This is a genomic window from Pseudomonas sp. ITEM 17296 (assembly GCF_028895205.1).
In the GTDB taxonomy this organism is placed as follows: Bacteria; Pseudomonadota; Gammaproteobacteria; order Pseudomonadales; family Pseudomonadaceae; genus Aquipseudomonas; species Aquipseudomonas kermanshahensis.
The window spans coordinates 1-15,778 of sequence record NZ_WJRS01000018.1 but is presented as its reverse complement, the minus strand read 5'-3'; the positions used below and the strand labels follow the sequence as shown (position 1 = coordinate 15,778).

The window sequence follows — 15,778 nt, the reverse complement described above, 5'->3', positions numbered from 1 at the left end:
GTGGCCGACAACGGCAGGGTTCAATGATGATGCGTAGGGCAGATCTGTTTTAGCGCTCTGGCCCTTGCCCCCCTATCGCCAGTGCGGCGCGCAATGCCGCGAGATGGGTCAAGCCCTGCGGCAGATTGCCAAGAAACTGACCGGTGGCTGGATCAACCATTTCGGAGTAAATGCCGACGCCGTGATCAAGGCCGTTCACCGCACGGTGGAAGGCGTCTTCTGCGCGGTCGCATTGACCTATCAATGCCCAAGCTTCGATGAGCCAGAAAGTACAGGCCAGGAAGCAACCTTCCTCTTCACTGGCCTGACTGAATCGGTAGTGAAAGGGCCCTGTCCCCAATTCCGCCTGTATGGCTTCGAGGGTGCTATCCAGGCGTGGCCGCGAGGGATAGCCGAAACGCACTGCGAGTGCGATGGACGCATCCAGGCGGTCGCTGCCCGCGTAGAACACGTAGGCTTGGCGTTTCTCGTTCCAGCAATGTTCCTCTACCCACGCCTGGATACGCTGACGCTCCCGGTGCCACCGTTCACGGCAGGTGGTCGGCAGGTGGCCGCCATCTGCCAACTCTATGGCCCGACTCAGCGCCTGCCAGCAGCTGATCTTGGACAAGGTGTAATGCCGTTTCTCGTGTAGCTCCCAGATACCGGCGTCGGCCTGCCTCCAGCTGTCGGCGCATTGATCGGCCAGCCCAGAGAGGATCATCGCGCTGGTCGCATCGAGGATATTGCCGCTGTCGATAAAGCAGCGGGCGGTCTCGAATATGTCGCCGAATACTCCATGCTGGAGCTGGTCGCGAGCGTCGTTACCCACCACCGGTGGCGAGTTTTTGTAACCCGGCAGGTCTACCGGGTGGGTGCACTCTCCGATTGCACCGTCGAGTGTATAAAACACACGTGGGCCATGTTCACCTAGCCGATTCAGCAGCCAGGTGAAGGCTGCCTTGGCCTCAGGCTGCGCGCCGATAGCGAGGAAGGCTTCGATGGTATAGCCGGCATCCCGGATCCAGGCGAAGCGGTAATCGAAGTTCTTGTTCCCGCCTATTCGCTCAGGCAGTGACGAGGTGCCTGCCGCCATGATCGCGCCGCTCGGTGAGGACAGCAGAAGCTTCAATGCCAGCGCATTGCGGACAACCAGCGATTTGAACGGGCCGTCGTAGATCAGGCCTTTCGACCATTGCTGCCACTCACGGTGGGAGCCATCGATACGTTCGTCGATGAGTTCGAGCGGGGGAAGCACCAACGGCTCATCCCGTCCCGCGACGATAGCCAGTACGGTTCTTTGTCCTTGGCCAACGCTGACGAATGCCCTGACGCCCATATCGTCCTTGCGATCAATACGCACCTGGGCGTCGTGGATGAACATACCGAGTATGTGTCCGGCATGGAAAACGCAGCCGTTGTCGTTCGGTGCAAGGTAGGGGCTGACGGTGTCGGCTTGGGTGCCAAAGTCGATGGCGATGTTGAAATCGACTTGCCCTTCGATACCCTCAATGCGTCTGGCGAGTTCTGCCCATGGCAAACGGCCCGCTGGCCCGCTGTTGAGTGACTCGGTCAGCCGGGCCCGGCCACTGGGCGTGACGAACAGTGTCTCCAGTACATTACTGTCTGGAAGGTAACGGCGTTCTGCGCGGTAGTTTTCGCAAGGCGTAATGGAAAAGAACCCACCTGAATGGGGCGCGAGTAATCGGTCGAACAGCGGAGGCGAATCCATATGGGGGACACACCACCAGTCGATGGATCCATCCAGGCCAATCAAGGCTACAGAGCGCCCATCGCCGAGCGCTCCGTACTCCTCCAGCAACAACCAGCCGCCTTCATCCCGCTGAGGCTCCCCGTGTTGCCATCCATCGACCGATGTAATTGCCACGCGACGCATCCGAGGTAGGTTGTCCTGTTCGGACATAGCCGTCGAATGCAGAGTTCGTCTCAGTTTCCAGCTCGCGCGCTTTTCACGGATTCACAATAAAGGGAATTTCAAATGGCCATCGAACTCTCAATAGCGTCACAGGCGCCAGTCGCCTGACTTCAACCCTCCTACTAACAACAGCAAAAGGAGGCTTCATGACTTGTCTGATTTGCGCCGGAAATGCTGAGTCCGTTGAATGTGTTGCGGGTTGGGAGGAGCGCCATTGCTCGCAGTGCGGGAGCTATCGCATGTCCCAAACGCTCGTTCTGGTGATGATGGAAGAGGGGCAAATCTTCGACACCCTACGGATGCGGAAGTGGCTCACGACCCGGCGCAGTTGTGTGTCCATCCCCGCTATCGAACCTCATCATGCCATCCTCGTCACTTAAATCAGCGCAGGCATAAGAGCGTACTCACTCGTCGGGTATGATCGAAATCTTCCCATTGCGCTCGACGATGGCAAATTTGATCTGCTCTACTTTTTCGAGCCCTTGGCTGTCCCGGGCCGATTCGAGGATGTCGTCTTCCGTGAGCCGAACTCTACGCATGCGATGGTGAAGAAATCGGCCATGCTCGACGACTAGCGTTGCGTGGCCGTCCAGCAGCCGCGCCAAGGGCTTGGAATTAAGTTTTGCGAGCGACAGCCCGACATCCAGCACTATCAGCGTCGCAATGACCAACATGGCGTTGGTGAAGGAAAAGTCATCGCCCAGCAAAGCCTGCTGGGTCGCTTCGCCGATGATCAGTAACAGGACGAAGTCAAAGGTGGTCAGGTCGGCCAGTGAGCGTCTGCCGGCGACGCGAAACAACAGCATCAATGCGACGTACATGCCGGCTGCGCGGAGGATCGAATCCATCACTCGCTCCTCAAGGGAATAGGAAAGTGGTGAAGTGGACAGCGCTGGATGGGCCTGCACGCACGATACCTTCAAGGGTGCCCACAGACTCGCTGCGCACGGTGAGGTAGAGCGTGGCAATACCATCCTCGCTGGTACCCAGTTGCAGCAGAATGGCCTTGCCCTGTGAGAGCGAGGCTTGTGGTTGGGGTTGCAGGGTTTCGATACTGGCTTCGCGCAGTAGTGAACCATCGAGTAGCACCATGATGGGTTCTCGGGCGCTACCGCGAACCGTGATGCGCAGGGAGTCAGTCGTGCCGCTACGGCTGAGGCGTTGATACTCGACATGCAAACGGCCATCTGCGCTTGTGACCTGGGCATTGCTGAGCGGGCCGTTGCCGAAGACGCCGGCCAACCCAAGTAAGACAATGACCACCAGCACGTACCAACCCACGCGTTCGAAGCGCCAAACGCGCTGTTGCATGGCCATGTCTTCCTGGACAGGGTGCTGCCTGGACACCAGTTCATCATCCGTCACATTTTTAGCCCTCAGGCGCGCTCCCCACGTAGCCAGCGCTCGTGATAATGGATCAGGCGGGTGAGCCCATAGACGGCGCCGTCATGCATGACCTGCGCTCGCTCACCCAAAAAACGCTGGGTTCGGGTAAACACGGCAATCGGCTCGCCGGCGAACGCCCACGCGAAGCACAGCGTGCCGGGTAAAACCCCGGATGCTGGGCCAGGCCCGGCTACACCGGTCGTTGCAATAACGACGTTGGCATCGCTGTCCTTCAATGCCCCTAGCGCCATTTCCCAGGCAACTGGCTCGCTGGTCAGCCCGTACCGTTCGATGGTTTCCGGACTTACCCCTAGCAGACGCTTCTTGGCGGTAGGCGAATACACGACATAGCCGCTTTCCAGTACCTCGCCAGTACCAGGGAAGGCCGCCAGCAAAGCGACCATGCAGCCTGCTGTACATGACTCGGCAGTGGTGAGTACCAGGTGGTGGTCTTTGAGATAGCCGAGCACGGCCAGTACGGGGTCACTTGCCATCTTGGTGTCGACTCGTTGTTCTTTTGCGGTGGACGTATCCGTCAGGTAAATGGTTCACCGGTTTAGCGTAGGTTCGCTTGGTTTCTTAACCTGAACTTTAATGCTCGTGCTGACATCACTGTAGGGAACACGGAGCCATGCTCCGAACCGCTATTTGATAAGGGTAGGGTAGGCCATGAAAAAGCACACCGACGCCGGGCATAAACCGCAGGCCCCGTCAAAAACTCAGGGTGAAGAAGAACGCGACAACGATGCGCATCGACCGGATGGCTCGTCAGGCACTGATCATGACTCGACCGCGCAGAAAACAGCGCGGCATGAAGGGGAGAAGAAGCACTGAGGCCAGTGATATCTGGCCTCAGGAATACCTTCAGAGGATGGGTTTGCCGCCGGTTACTCCATATCGTGAGCCCGAGATGTAACTCGCTTCATCGGATCCCAACAGGACGTAGATTGGCGCTACTTCCACAGGTTGTCCTGGCCGCCCCATCGGGTAGCTCGAACCGAAGTTCCTGACGGCTTCATCGGGCATAGTGGCAGGAATCAACGGTGTCCAGATCGGGCCGGGCGCCACGCTATTGACCCGAATGCCTTTCTTGCCAAGTGATTGAGCCAGGCCCGCAGTGAAATTGGCAATGGCTCCCTTAGTGGCGGCATATGCCAACAGGCTGGGTGATGGGTCGTCAGAGTTGACGGAGCTGGTGTTGATGATCGAACCGCCTTTGGGCATTGAGGGTAACGCGCGCTGGCAAATCCGGAAAATGGCGGTGATGTTGGTATCGAAGGTCTTTACCCATTCATCATCGTCAATCTCTTCCAGGCCCTCATGAGCCATCTGGAACGCGGCATTGTTGACCAGAATATCGATACGACCAAACTGCTCCACGGTCTTGTCGACGATGTCAAAGCAGTGCTGTTTCTGCGCTAGGTCGCCTGGCAGCAACAGGCATTGGCGGCCAGCAGCCTCAACCCAGCGCGCGGTTTCTTGCGCATCTTCGTGTTCATCCAGGTAGGAAATGGCAATGTCAGCGCCCTCCCGAGCATAGGCAATAGCAACTGCGCGCCCGATGCCGCTATCGCCGCCGGTGATCAAGGCGATTTTGCCTTCCAGCCGATTGTTGCCGGTGTAGGTCTGCTCACCACAGTCTGGATAGGGCTCCATCTTGCGTAGTGAGCCTGGAACGCTTTGCGGTTGCGACGGGAATGGAGGGGTAGGGTACTCGCTCATGGTGAAAGCTCCTGCAGTTTCGAACGCGAAATCAGCCGGCCAATGCCTTGATCAACTGCTCATTAAAGGCCGGAATATCGTCGGGCTGGCGGCTGGTGATCAGGTTGCCGTCCACCACCACCTGCTCATCCACCCAATTGCCACCCGCATTACGAATGTCGTCCTGCAGTGTCTTGTAGCTGGTCATCCGTTTGCCCTTGGCCAAACCACTGGACACCAGCAGCCAGGCACCGTGACAGATGACGGCCAGCGGCTTGCCAGCCGCGTCATGGCTCTTCACCAGCTTTTGCGCACCGTGGATCAGGCGGATGGTGTCGGAATTCTGCACGCCCCCAGGCAGCACCAATGCGTCGTAGAGGTTGAGGTCGGCACCGTCGAATGTCGCATCAACTGCGAATTCGTCGCCGGGCTTGTCATGGTTCCAGCCACGAACCACACCTTCCTTTTCGCCTAGAATATCGACCACCGCACCGCTGTTTTCCAAGGCTTCACGCGGGCCCGTCAGCTCTACTTGCTCGAAGCCATCGGTGACCAGAAAGGCCACGCGCTTGCCGTTCAGTTGTGCACTCATCGTTCTTCTCCTCGTACCGATAGAACTCATATAGGGGCCGGCACCAGCAGGCAAAGTTCCTGCGCGATGCTGAGTGGTTCAAATCAGCGGCGCCGCCGTTGCGTGCGGGTAATGACTAACCCGGCAATGATGCCGAGGACTGCCGCACTCACTAACAACGGCTTGTTGTCTTTGCGGTTTCGCCAGCCGCCGTCCACGCTGCGTCGGCTACTGGGTGGCTCGAACAGATTGCCCGATGAAATCGCTGCACTGGGACTGCGGTTTAAGCCCCAGCGTGTCAGCCATCCGGAAAGCAGCGGTAGTCCTGGAACCAGGAAGCTGGCCAGATGGGCGACGCGGGCGGCGGCGCCGACTGTAGTGTGCGCACGAGGGGAAATAGCGCATGCCACCATGGCCTTTGCCACCAACTCGGCATCGTAGATCGGCCCAGGCGGGGTCAGGGCGTGGCCAGTGTAGTTGCCACCATCTCTGAACCCCGGCGTGTCCATGACCGCGGGGTAGATGTCGCAGACATGGATTTCGGGAAATTCCGTCAGCTCTCCCCGCAGTGCGTCGGTCAGGCCACGCAGGCCGAATTTGCTTGCCGAGTAGGCCGCCGCATAGGGCTGGGCAATCCAACTTCCCAGTGACAGCGTGTTGATCAGAGTGCCGCTGCGTTGAGCCTTGAAGTACGGCAGGGCCACATGGGCGCCACGCAGGTAACCGACCAGGTCGGTCTGAATGACCTGCTCATGGGCCTCCAATGGCGTGTCCTCGAAATTGCCGACTGCGCCAACGCCGGCGTTGTTGACCCAGATATCGATCCTTCCCTGACCAAATGCGGCTGCCTGCACGGCCAGCGCTTGCACCTGGTCGCTGCGGGTCATGTCGGTGGTGATTGCCACGGCGTCCGTCCCGCAATCGGTACACTCGTCCAAAACATCGAACAGCGCTTCTTCATCGCGTGCGGCCAGCACCAGGCGAGCACCTTTGCAGGCAAACGCATGCGCGGCGGCCCTGCCTATGCCGCTTGAAGCGCCGGTGATGACCACCACTTTGCCGCGCAACGGGCCTTTTGTCGGTGCTGGGCGTGACTGCTCGGCTGGCGGTGAATCTTGCTCCGGCTCGTTAGTCGCAGACGCGAGGATGGAACTGGCTTCTATCCTCGAAAGCTTAAGGGCGGTGCCGTCAATCAGCACTAATTTCAGCCCCTCGATGGTACCTGCCACTCGATCCGGGAAGACTGGCTCGCCTTGCGCATCCAGGCTGTCATAGATGAACTTTGTCCCTTCGAGCCAGCCGACAGCCGTCAGCAGTTCAGGGCCAAGGTAGTATTTTCCATCCAGAAAGAAACCGGGAAATTGATGGGCGCGCTCGACGTTCTCTACGCTGTAGCGTTCGCCTAATTTCATGCCTGTCGCTTGATCAATCATGTTGCAACCCCCTATAGGTGGTGCTCAGAAATGTCAGCCTTTACTGTGCTCGTCTGAAGTGGGCCCAGAGCCTCGCTTGATGCCTCGCGGGCCAGCAACGCCCCAGATACCCAGTCCAACAAGCGGTAGCGCCACGATCAGCAGCGCCCAGGCGGCCTTGACCGCATCCGTCTTGTCGCTCCTGAATACGCTCACGATGGCCCACAGGTCGATGAGTAAGAGAATTGCCGCCACGGCAATCCAGAAGTAACTGGCGAGACCGTTCATGACCTTGGCTCCTCTACACGTAGTCAGGGCCTAGGGTGCCCGCCGCAGCGCCTGGCACCAGGATGACCTTGCGGCAGTTATCTTGCTTTTGATCGAACATCTTGTAGCCCATGGCCGCTTCTTCGAGTGCCAGGCGGTGGGTGACGATTAGTTCCGGTTGCAGGCGTCCTGCTTCGATGTGCTCCAGCAGTTCGGGTAGGTATTTCTGAACATGGGTCTGGCCCATCTTGAAGGTAAGTCCCTTGTCGAAGGCATCGCCGAACATGAATGCATGGATAAAGCCGGCGTACACACCCGGGACGCTGACAACGCCGCCACGACGCACGGCAGCAATGCTCTGGCGCAGCGCTTTGCCACTGCTGCCTTCAATCTTCAGTGCCGTCATCACCGTTTCGGCAGTGCTGCCTTTGGCCTCGAAGCCGACCGCGTCGATCACCGCGTCAACGCCGCGCATGCCTGGCGTCTGACGGATGATGCTGTCTGCAGGATCGTCGTCCTTCTCGAAGTTGATGGGGACAACCCCATAAGCGTCCCGGGCATATGCCAGTCGGTAATCGTTGTCATCGACCATGAAAATGGTCTGCGCACCGAGCATTCGTGCACAGGCGGCACTCAGCAACCCCACCGGCCCGGCGCCATAGATGGCCACCGATGAACCCTGGCCAATCTCGGCATTGATGACCGCTTGCCACGCGGTGGGCAGAATATCGGACAGGAAAAGCACCTTGTCATCGGCGAGGTCGGTAGGGACTTTGAACGGGCCGACGTTACCTTTGGGTACTCTGACGTAGTCAGCTTGACCGCCAGGGATACCGCCATAGAGATGGCTGTATCCAAACAGCGCGGCGCCTGGCGGAATGCCCTTCTTGTTGATGATTGAGCCGCGCCCAGTGTTGGTGGTTTCGCAGGCGGCAAACAGATCGTGCTGACAGAAGAAGCAGTTGCCACAAGCGATAACGAAGGGAATCACCACCCGGTCGCCGATCTGCAGATTAGTGACGGCGCTGCCGGTGTCTTCAACGATCCCCATGAACTCATGGCCGAAGATATCACCCGCTTCGGTTTCTGGAATTTTGCCTCGGTAGAGATGCAAGTCAGAGCCGCAAATGGCTGTGGCGGTGACCCTGAGGATGATGTCGTCTGCTTCCTCGAGGATGGGATCAGGAACGTTATCGACCCTGACGTCGTTTGCTCCGTGGTAGGTCAGTGCTCTCATTGGTGGCCAGCTCCTGCAGTCGCATATTTCCGTGATAGGTATGCAGGGGAAGCCATGACAGTCGGCAAAGTTCAGACCAACAAGTCCGATGGTAGTCATTACTGCTTTGAGCGCGGTGACAGCCGGACGGCTCACGGTGGCCTGCTGTAGAGTCGGCGCTTCTCCCGGCTGCTCAGCGGGGAGGAAGATGAAGTGCGAGCTTGTTATCGGTGTGGGAGAGGCGCCTGACTGGCAGCGACCGATAGACTAGCGTGACAGCTCAACCATCAGATTGCTCCTCTGGGGGTACCTGACCCTCGGGCCAATCAGGAGCCTCAGTTTCAGGTTGCGGGACGGGTTCTCCAGGGTTGTGCGGTATTGGATCAACATAGGGATCAAGGGGGAGATCGGTGGTTTCCTTTGGTTCAGCCATGGGTTTCTACCTATTTAGTCATGCTGTGACTGGTTTAGGTATTTGGCTCGTGAACCTCGCTCCCGTTCATTATTCTGCTACAGTGGATGGCTTGTCAGGCCGCTCGGGTCTCATCAAAGTTGAGAAGCGCAGCGTTGGCTTTGCCTCACCAGATGAACCCATTGTCTACGACTGATCATCCCGGATAATTCCAGATCTTCAGCGCTACGGCACGCACTCTCGTATTCATCCTCCCCGAGTGAACCTGCCCTCAAAAAACGGTTACGCCAAGCCAGTATTGCGGCAGCACCAATGTTGCAGCATTCCACGTATAGCTACTCCAGAAATCCGGTCGGTGAGGGGGATGCGCAAAAGCGGCGAGAGATTAACCCCATTCAATGCTCGAGGGTATTGGAAAGCGATAGTCGGCGGTGGCCACCAAAATGGCATCTCGAGTCACGGCTATTGCCCTTAAATCGGCCTTTTGGGTTGTCATCGCGTAGGTGTTGTTGCCGTCGGATATCTGGTGAGTCCGGTAGCTGTCCGTGGCCTTCATCCACGCCGCCTCACCAAAGAAAATGAACTTTGAATTGCAGACATTCTTCCTACAGGAAGATTAATGCTAAAGAACTGTAGGTTGAGGGTGGCCATGCTGAAGCGCTTCGTTGTGGTTCCCGCTTTCCCTGCTGGAAAAGAGCATTTTCCTAGGCGTATTGGCTTCCCGCGTGCATTGGAGGTGGGGTTCGATCTTTATGATAACCAAGAGAAAACGCGGCTGATCCTGCGTCTGCCGACACGTGCCGACGCTGAGTACGAATGCACCAACCGCAATAATCCACCCGATACGAATTCAACGGACGCTGCTGGGAGTGTCTGAGGTCGGCTAACAGCTCATCCGAGAGGAGAAGCGCCGACCAGGTGTTTAGCAGGGTGGTGCGTCTATTGGGGGCGGAGTACCGGTACGGGGAAACTCACACAAAATGACGTACCCATTTCGTTCGTGGAGTTGACGGCCACATCGCCGCCATGGGCCTTGGCTATTTCCCTGACGATGAACAAGCCCAGACCTACGCTTCTAAGATCTGTGTCCAGGTCGCTCACTCTCGTCATCGGTTCAAAGAGGGTACCCAGCGAAGATTCGGGTATAGCGTTACCCAGGTTATGAACCGATAGCATGGCTATATCCCCCTGCAGGGTAGACGTGACTTTTATGGGCTGGTCAAGATCCCCGTAAGCCACACTGTTAGCCACCAAGTTTCCAACAATCTGATGCATTCTGTCAGAGTCGACCTCTGCCAAACCTACCCCTACCTGCTCATGGATCATTCTTGCCTGGGGGAAGGCTACACGTAGCTCGTCTACGCTTCGCTCAATGACCATGTACAGATTAACTGTCCTTCGCGTGATGCCGATTCCACGACCTACCCTAGCCAATGCAAAGTCCAAAAGATCTGCGATCATCCGCTGAGCACGCTCGGATGACTGGCTGATTTGGCCCAGTAATTCTGTGTCTCTTGGAGAACGTGCTCCTCTTACCAAGAGGTCTGCGGCCATTTTGATCGCGGTGAGGGGATTCTTGAGGTCATGGCTTGCGATAGCGACCATTTGTTCAGCAAAGAAAGCCCTCTGTTGGGATTTTTCATAAGCGTGATCTAGCTCCACCTTTGCCTGCAGTAAAGCTGCCTCTGCGCTTGTTTTTTCCCATAGCAGCTTTTCGGCGCGTTGGCGTGACTCCACAATCTCGCGCTCATAGTTGTCCCGATCAGTCGTCCCGAACAGCGCCAGTTCGTAATAAACGCCATCGGCATGCTCGCGCCTCACGCCATTGAGCAGCATGGCAGACTGTCTGCTCGCTCGCGTTTTTGAGGTCAAGTTTTACCTCTGCAACGGAGCCCTGCATGCGCATTAGTGGCGCCCAGTGGCTCTGATGGAAGATTTTTCCGCCCATTGTCAGGAGATCTTGAAACCTACGCTGGGTAAGAGCTTCTTGGCTGATGCCCATCCAAAGGCTGAAAATCCGATTGCTGCGCAGGATGGTGCCGTCTTCGTCGGTGACAACCAGGCCACAAGGGGCACCGTCGAAAAGATCCTCGAAGTCGGGAGCCGGAGGCTTATCAATCGACATCTTTGCTTACCCAGGGCTGAAGGAAGTTGTCCATGGCTTCCGCACACGCTTCTGGAGCGCTCATGTGCGGGCAATGCCCCACGTTATTTACGAGATGAAGGACACTATTGGGCAACTGTGCATGCATGTACTCGCCCACGGTTAACGGCGCAATCATGTCATCGGAAGACTGCAGGATGAGCGTCGGTGTATCCAGCCCGGCGATGTCTTCGCGGTTGTCGGATAAGAAGGTCAGCCGAGCAAATTGCTTCGCGATCTCCGGATCTGTGCGGCAGAAACTATTTGTAAGCTCGTCGCCTAGGGCTGGCTGCCCTGGTGAACCCATGATGGTAGGGGCCATCGCGCTCGACCATCCCAGATAGTTGCTGTCCAAGGTGTGAAGGAGCGAGTGAATGTCTTCGAGCTTGAACCCACCCACATAGCCATCAGAATCGATATAGCACGGAGAGGGCCCAACCATGACATGAGCGGCTATGCGATTCGGGGAAAGACGGTCGGCTAGTGCGCCGATCATCGCACTCACCGAGTGGCCGACAACGATTACAGGGACGCGCCCAAAGTGATCTATGACGTCGTTCAGGTCTTGTGCGTAAGCGGCCAGTGAATCGTATTTCCCACTTTCATACGCATCCAGATCTGATCTGCCTGCGCCGACCAAGTCATACAACACTACACGGAAGCGGTTGGTGAAGTGCTGGAACAGGTAATGCCACATAGTCTGATCGCAGCCGAAGCCGTGAGAGAAGACCAAAGTCGAAGTACCTTCGCCATGGACTCTGACGTTGTTCCTGCGCTGAATGTCCATGGATCGATTCTCCGCTCGGCCAAGAGGCGTTGGCTCCAAGAGAATGATAGTGCCGCCGAGACAATCGAAAGGGCAAGATCTTGCAGTCCACTACTGACACTCCTTGCAGGTTAGGAAGTCGTTTCGAGCGAACAAAATGCTGCCTCGTTGGTCGTTTTCTCTATGAGACCAGGCCAAGCGGGGCCGGCAATGCAGATTCACAAACGGAGGTAGCGGAGGTTTGCCCTCTAAAATCTTTGTCAGTTGTCTCATCAAAGCAACACAAAGCTCTCCTCGGAAAACGGAAGAAGATGCCATGCCACATCAGAACCAAGATCAGGCTGAGCAGTTGATTGCCGAGGTATTCGCGGCGGCCTGTCTGGTCATAGGAAGCGATGCAGGCTCAGCGAAAGACCGAGGTCTCGCTCGGCGCTTGTTGCGCACTGCCTATGAAGCACTGCGCTCGCGGCAAATCACGGTGCACAGTCAAGCTGGTTCAGCTCGGGAAACTCAGCTACCCAACGCTGATGATGCGAGCCTGCATCTGGCGGCGGAGACGAGAATTGTGATGAGAAAGCGCGGACGGCAGGTGGAGCTGGATGCTGCCAGGCTGATCACATGGAGCGCTGATTACTGTTGGTAGGTGGTGTACGTCGGCACTCAGGAGCAACCTTGAGAAGGCTTTTAAAAGGGTGGGGTACCTCGAAGCCAATTAGCCGCTCGGTTCTGCTTCTCCACCATTCACATCCCGTCATATTTCGGATCCATAATCCGCTCGGTGGTTATGCCGATTCGGCTTCGCTGCGCTATGGTAGAGGCACCCCACATATAAGACTAAAGTCGTAGGAGGGCGGCATGCGGATTCGCGGTGATGTGTTTTGGAAATGGGCTGACCATCGCTCCACCATAGAACTCACGATGAAACTTTGGACAACGGCACAAGCATGGACATCCAGGTGCGGCTGTCGCGGACGGGCCATACGCAGTTGTTCATTGGCGTCTATGCCGGCTCAGGGATGGCTCTTCACGAAGAGGCTTACGACTCTCGCCCGGGTGAGTCGATGACACGCGCGTTGGCATGGGGGGTAGGTAGAGCCAGATGCTTGGCGACCGAGCAGCGTCCTGCCGAGAAGCATGTAGCGTAAAAGCCTAGGCAACGGATTGGTGGTCGCTGGCAGTAATATCAGCGACCCCCACCGTGATGAATCCACTCTGCGTAGGCCGACTTCAAGGCCTGGGGAAGGTGAGGGATCTCCCGCTTCAATCCTGCCTTTCCGTCAGGCCTTGCTGCCCACTCCGTTAGCCACGCGATCAGCGTTGGCCGAGTAAGAGGGCAGATAGCTACCTCCCGTTCGAGCTCGTCTGCGATCTGACCCAGCCACTCTAACTCAGCGTCTAGCTGCATGATCGGATCAATCATGGGATTCCCTCCTTCGACCTAAACAGTGCCTGCTTTGCTTTGAGAGCCTGTTTCAGCGAGTGCCCGACCTCTGCGAGCGCCCCACGCCATTGCTCGAGTTACTGTCTCACCTGGCCGCTTTGCATAGGCTTCCTCAACACGTGCTAGGCCGGATTGCTCGTAGATCCCGATAAACAGTTGAGTATCGCCAGTGCGAGATAGCCGAACCTGGATGTCTAGCCAAGCTCCGTCAGCTAGCGACTCCAGATGCGAATGGTGTTGCAAGGCAGGATCTGCCCAAGCCCAAAATACTGCTCCTCGATGTCGCATCCTTGGCCCCTCGTCACATCTCCATACGGCAAGCCTAGCTCGTCCTTTCTACTCCGGAGCTTTCAAACGTTTCGAGACATTCCAAAGCAGGTAGTAATTCGAGCCGTCAAAATGCTGGTCGGAACTGAACTTCAATCCGTCAGGTCATCCATCGTATGGAAGGTCACATCAGCGTTCAGGATGTCGCGCGTTATCGAGGTGCGATTTGTCATGAGCGTATCCAAGCATCGCCCAGTCAGAGCCAAAGCCACTATTATCTGTACCCACAACGACAAGGTTCTGCTTGTGCGCAGAAAGGGCGCCAAGTGGAAGTTTCCGAGTGGGGCACTCGCTGCAGGTGAGGCGCCAATCGTTGCAGCTGCGCGCGAGCTTTGGAGTGAGCTATCGCTGCATTGCTCCGGTCTGCACGGTACTGGCACCGTCCAAGTGGGGAAAATCCTCCACCACCTCTTTTCCACTGAGGTACCTGATGGCTGCCGGGTTGTCTTAGGAAAGCGGATCGAGGCCTGCAGGTGGGTAGAGTGGGCTCAGCTGAGCCCGACCATGCTTAAGCCCACAGCAGCTGCGCTGCTATCGAGGGATCTCTCGTCGCTTGCCCCATTCGATCAGCAAATCGTCGAGTAGCAGACATGACCAGGTATTAACCCAGCGGCCCAATCCTCATAGGAACAGATTGTTGTCCTGGTGGTCAGGTTTCGTAGTCCCGTAAACCTTGAGGTGAGCATGGCCACGTACAACATTCAATATCGCTTGGCTGAAGAGCCGAAGAGTTACCGACTGGAGTTGGAGCAGGACGAGCTCAGACGTCATGAGGCTGCAATGCACCTGATCGTGCTGCACTTCGGGGATAGTGAAAACAGCCTTGTACTGCCTGCAGCTGATTCATCGCCTGACGACATCCTGGCTCAAGCCGATTTGCTTGGATTGTCTCAGATAGAGGTTTCCACCGCGTAATGCTGATACCCCACCTCCTTGGGCTGGGTGCGGATGAAATTTCTACACGAACTCTTCGCCTGAACCCGGCTCGTTAGGGCCAGGTCGCATGTTCACATTCACAACAAAAAGGATGTTAATGATGAAAGCGATGACTCGACTTTTCACCGGCCTTGCATTGGTTGGTGCTATGGGCGCTTCTTCCGCATGGGCTGATACGCCCGGTGCTGACTGGAAGGTGAACAAAGATCAGGCTGTGGCGACGCTGAAAGGTGCCGGCTACACGCAGATCACCAAGATCGAGGCCGACGATGGTCACTGGGAAGGCGAGCGCATCAAGGCTGACGGCAAGCAGTACGAATTCCAGGTTGATACTCACGACGGTAAGATCATCAACGACGAACTGGAGAACTGAACGAGGCGGGAGTTGCTCTCTGAGCGGCCCGCTCCTATGCACGGGCCTCTATTGTCAACATCGCCATGTACATTCCGGCGTTTCATACACTGTATCGATAGTATTAGTTCGCGACCGCTAGGTGTTGACCCAAAATTGCTACCCTCGAAAGACAGCTAACAGACAGAGCCCGACTGTAGGAGACGATCTAGGTGATCACTAAAGTATGCTTTAACATATTAAATGTCTATGCCATCAAGCTCTAGCCGCAGGCTTTAGTCGGAAGCTGACGCCCATACGGTTGAAAGCGTTCATTGCGGCAATAGCCGCTGTCAGGTCGACAAGATCCTTTTCTGCAAACATCGTTGATGCTGCTGCATAAGCTCCGTCGGATACATGTGTCTCGCTTACACGCGTGACTTCTTCTGCCCAGGCCAATGCTGAGCGCTCCTGATCCGAGAACAAATAGTGCGCTTCATGCCATACCGGTACTAACAGCACCTTGTCCACTGATATACCTGCTTTGATCAGATCGCGTGAGTGCAGATCGATGCAATGGGCGCAGCCGTTGATTTGAGACACCCTGAGAAACACCAGGTGAATCAACGGGGCTGGCAAATTTGTCGCGGTGGTCACGAAATGATGCAGCCCGCCAAGGGCCTTGGCTGCACTAGGCGAAGCTTCAAACCAATTGAGTCGACTCATGATTTCTTTTCCTTTCTTTGAGCAATGAAAAGCGTGACATGCGGATTGCCGCTTGACGGCACACCGCCCAGTTGATGTGCAAACCTATACGCTTGAATTCGAAGATGGTCTTAAAGCGTGCAGACTTGATCCACACCATGGCTATCCCTACCAAAGAACGTCTGCACCTCACCGTACCCTGTTTCCCTCCCAGTATTCAGTGACTCCACACCCTTGGCGGTACCTTCC

The 15,778-nt window shown here is 56.6% G+C and carries 18 protein-coding genes and 2 pseudogenes; 7 read left to right on the top strand and 13 right to left on the bottom strand.

Going from position 1 to position 15,778, the window contains the following annotated elements; genetic code table 11:
• Positions 1 to 49: 49 nt before the first annotated feature.
• The 4 genes from GIB19_RS18890 to GIB19_RS18875 all read right to left on the bottom strand — a co-directional run bounded on the left by GIB19_RS18890 (position 50) and on the right by GIB19_RS18875 (position 3,795).
• Positions 50 to 1,804, bottom strand: coding sequence for a glycoside hydrolase family 15 protein (locus GIB19_RS18890; protein WP_274887700.1), 1,755 nt, complete (start codon positions 1,802 to 1,804; stop codon positions 50 to 52).
• Between the two features lie 515 nt (positions 1,805 to 2,319).
• A complete protein-coding gene (locus GIB19_RS18885; RefSeq protein ID WP_274887587.1) occupies positions 2,320 to 2,763 on the bottom strand; it encodes a DUF421 domain-containing protein in 444 nt (147 codons plus the stop codon).
• A 10-nt stretch (positions 2,764 to 2,773) separates the two neighbouring features.
• On the bottom strand, positions 2,774 to 3,226 hold the full coding sequence (locus GIB19_RS18880; protein WP_274887586.1) for a hypothetical protein: 453 nt from the start codon (positions 3,224 to 3,226) through the stop codon (positions 2,774 to 2,776).
• A gap of 65 nt (positions 3,227 to 3,291) precedes the next feature.
• Positions 3,292 to 3,795: a CinA family protein gene (locus GIB19_RS18875; RefSeq protein ID WP_221100611.1), complete on the bottom strand. Its 504-nt coding sequence runs from the start codon at positions 3,793 to 3,795 to the stop codon at positions 3,292 to 3,294.
• Between the two features lie 175 nt (positions 3,796 to 3,970).
• On the opposite strand from GIB19_RS18875, the gene GIB19_RS18870 reads away from it, so the two are divergent.
• Positions 3,971 to 4,135, top strand: coding sequence for a hypothetical protein (locus GIB19_RS18870; RefSeq protein ID WP_221100612.1), 165 nt, complete (start codon positions 3,971 to 3,973; stop codon positions 4,133 to 4,135).
• A 30-nt stretch (positions 4,136 to 4,165) separates the two neighbouring features.
• On the opposite strand, the gene GIB19_RS18865 is transcribed toward GIB19_RS18870, so the two are convergent.
• From GIB19_RS18865 to GIB19_RS18845, 5 genes are all read right to left on the bottom strand, one after another.
• Positions 4,166 to 5,023, bottom strand: coding sequence for an SDR family oxidoreductase (locus GIB19_RS18865; protein WP_274887584.1), 858 nt, complete (start codon positions 5,021 to 5,023; stop codon positions 4,166 to 4,168).
• 31 nt (positions 5,024 to 5,054) lie between these two features.
• A complete protein-coding gene (locus tag GIB19_RS18860; RefSeq protein WP_221100614.1) occupies positions 5,055 to 5,594 on the bottom strand; it encodes a type 1 glutamine amidotransferase domain-containing protein in 540 nt (179 codons plus the stop codon).
• 83 nt (positions 5,595 to 5,677) lie between these two features.
• Positions 5,678 to 7,006, bottom strand: a complete 1,329-nt coding sequence (locus tag GIB19_RS18855; RefSeq protein ID WP_274887582.1) for an SDR family oxidoreductase — start codon at positions 7,004 to 7,006, stop codon at positions 5,678 to 5,680.
• A 33-nt stretch (positions 7,007 to 7,039) separates the two neighbouring features.
• Positions 7,040 to 7,273: a PLD nuclease N-terminal domain-containing protein gene (locus tag GIB19_RS18850; protein WP_064614504.1), complete on the bottom strand. Its 234-nt coding sequence runs from the start codon at positions 7,271 to 7,273 to the stop codon at positions 7,040 to 7,042.
• A gap of 13 nt (positions 7,274 to 7,286) precedes the next feature.
• Positions 7,287 to 8,489 (bottom strand): zinc-dependent alcohol dehydrogenase, encoded by a 1,203-nt coding sequence (locus tag GIB19_RS18845; protein ID WP_221100684.1) that lies wholly within the window; start codon positions 8,487 to 8,489, stop codon positions 7,287 to 7,289.
• A 1,040-nt stretch (positions 8,490 to 9,529) separates the two neighbouring features.
• Here GIB19_RS18845 and GIB19_RS18840 point away from each other — a divergent pair.
• Positions 9,530 to 9,757, top strand: a complete 228-nt coding sequence (locus GIB19_RS18840) for a hypothetical protein (RefSeq protein WP_446731394.1) — start codon at positions 9,530 to 9,532, stop codon at positions 9,755 to 9,757.
• 62 nt (positions 9,758 to 9,819) lie between these two features.
• Here GIB19_RS18840 and GIB19_RS18835 read toward each other — a convergent pair.
• Both GIB19_RS18835 and GIB19_RS18830 read right to left on the bottom strand, forming a co-directional pair.
• Positions 9,820 to 11,005, bottom strand: a pseudogene (locus GIB19_RS18835) (ATP-binding protein).
• Positions 10,995 to 11,810, bottom strand: a complete 816-nt coding sequence (locus GIB19_RS18830; RefSeq protein ID WP_274887579.1) for an alpha/beta fold hydrolase — start codon at positions 11,808 to 11,810, stop codon at positions 10,995 to 10,997. Before GIB19_RS18830 ends, GIB19_RS18835 begins: the two are co-directional and overlap by 11 nt.
• 295 nt (positions 11,811 to 12,105) lie before the next feature.
• Between GIB19_RS18830 and GIB19_RS18825 the strand changes: the two genes are divergently transcribed.
• The gene (locus GIB19_RS18825) at positions 12,106 to 12,432 is read left to right on the top strand and encodes a hypothetical protein (protein ID WP_274887578.1); all 327 of its coding nucleotides are present in this window, start codon (positions 12,106 to 12,108) and stop codon (positions 12,430 to 12,432) included.
• Between the two features lie 212 nt (positions 12,433 to 12,644).
• Positions 12,645 to 12,934: pseudogene (locus GIB19_RS18820) on the top strand (hypothetical protein).
• A gap of 293 nt (positions 12,935 to 13,227) precedes the next feature.
• On the opposite strand, the gene GIB19_RS18815 reads toward GIB19_RS18820, so the two are convergent.
• Positions 13,228 to 13,518, bottom strand: coding sequence for a hypothetical protein (locus GIB19_RS18815; RefSeq protein WP_274887577.1), 291 nt, complete (start codon positions 13,516 to 13,518; stop codon positions 13,228 to 13,230).
• On the opposite strand from GIB19_RS18815, the gene GIB19_RS28275 reads away from it, so the two are divergent.
• The 3 genes from GIB19_RS28275 (at position 13,456) to GIB19_RS18800 (ending at position 14,866) form a co-directional block, all read left to right on the top strand.
• Positions 13,456 to 14,142 (top strand): NUDIX hydrolase, encoded by a 687-nt coding sequence (locus GIB19_RS28275; RefSeq protein ID WP_342456466.1) that lies wholly within the window; start codon positions 13,456 to 13,458, stop codon positions 14,140 to 14,142. The two genes, GIB19_RS18815 and GIB19_RS28275, sit on opposite strands and share 63 nt — an antisense overlap.
• Before the next feature lie 99 nt (positions 14,143 to 14,241).
• Positions 14,242 to 14,472: a hypothetical protein gene (locus GIB19_RS18805; protein ID WP_114942061.1), complete on the top strand. Its 231-nt coding sequence runs from the start codon at positions 14,242 to 14,244 to the stop codon at positions 14,470 to 14,472.
• Between the two features lie 121 nt (positions 14,473 to 14,593).
• The gene (locus tag GIB19_RS18800; RefSeq protein ID WP_274887574.1) at positions 14,594 to 14,866 is read left to right on the top strand and encodes a PepSY domain-containing protein; all 273 of its coding nucleotides are present in this window, start codon (positions 14,594 to 14,596) and stop codon (positions 14,864 to 14,866) included.
• 234 nt (positions 14,867 to 15,100) lie between these two features.
• Here the strand turns inward: GIB19_RS18800 and GIB19_RS18795 are convergent, their stop codons facing one another.
• The gene (locus GIB19_RS18795; protein WP_274887573.1) at positions 15,101 to 15,550 is read right to left on the bottom strand and encodes a carboxymuconolactone decarboxylase family protein; all 450 of its coding nucleotides are present in this window, start codon (positions 15,548 to 15,550) and stop codon (positions 15,101 to 15,103) included.
• Between the last annotated feature and the right edge of the window lie 228 nt (positions 15,551 to 15,778).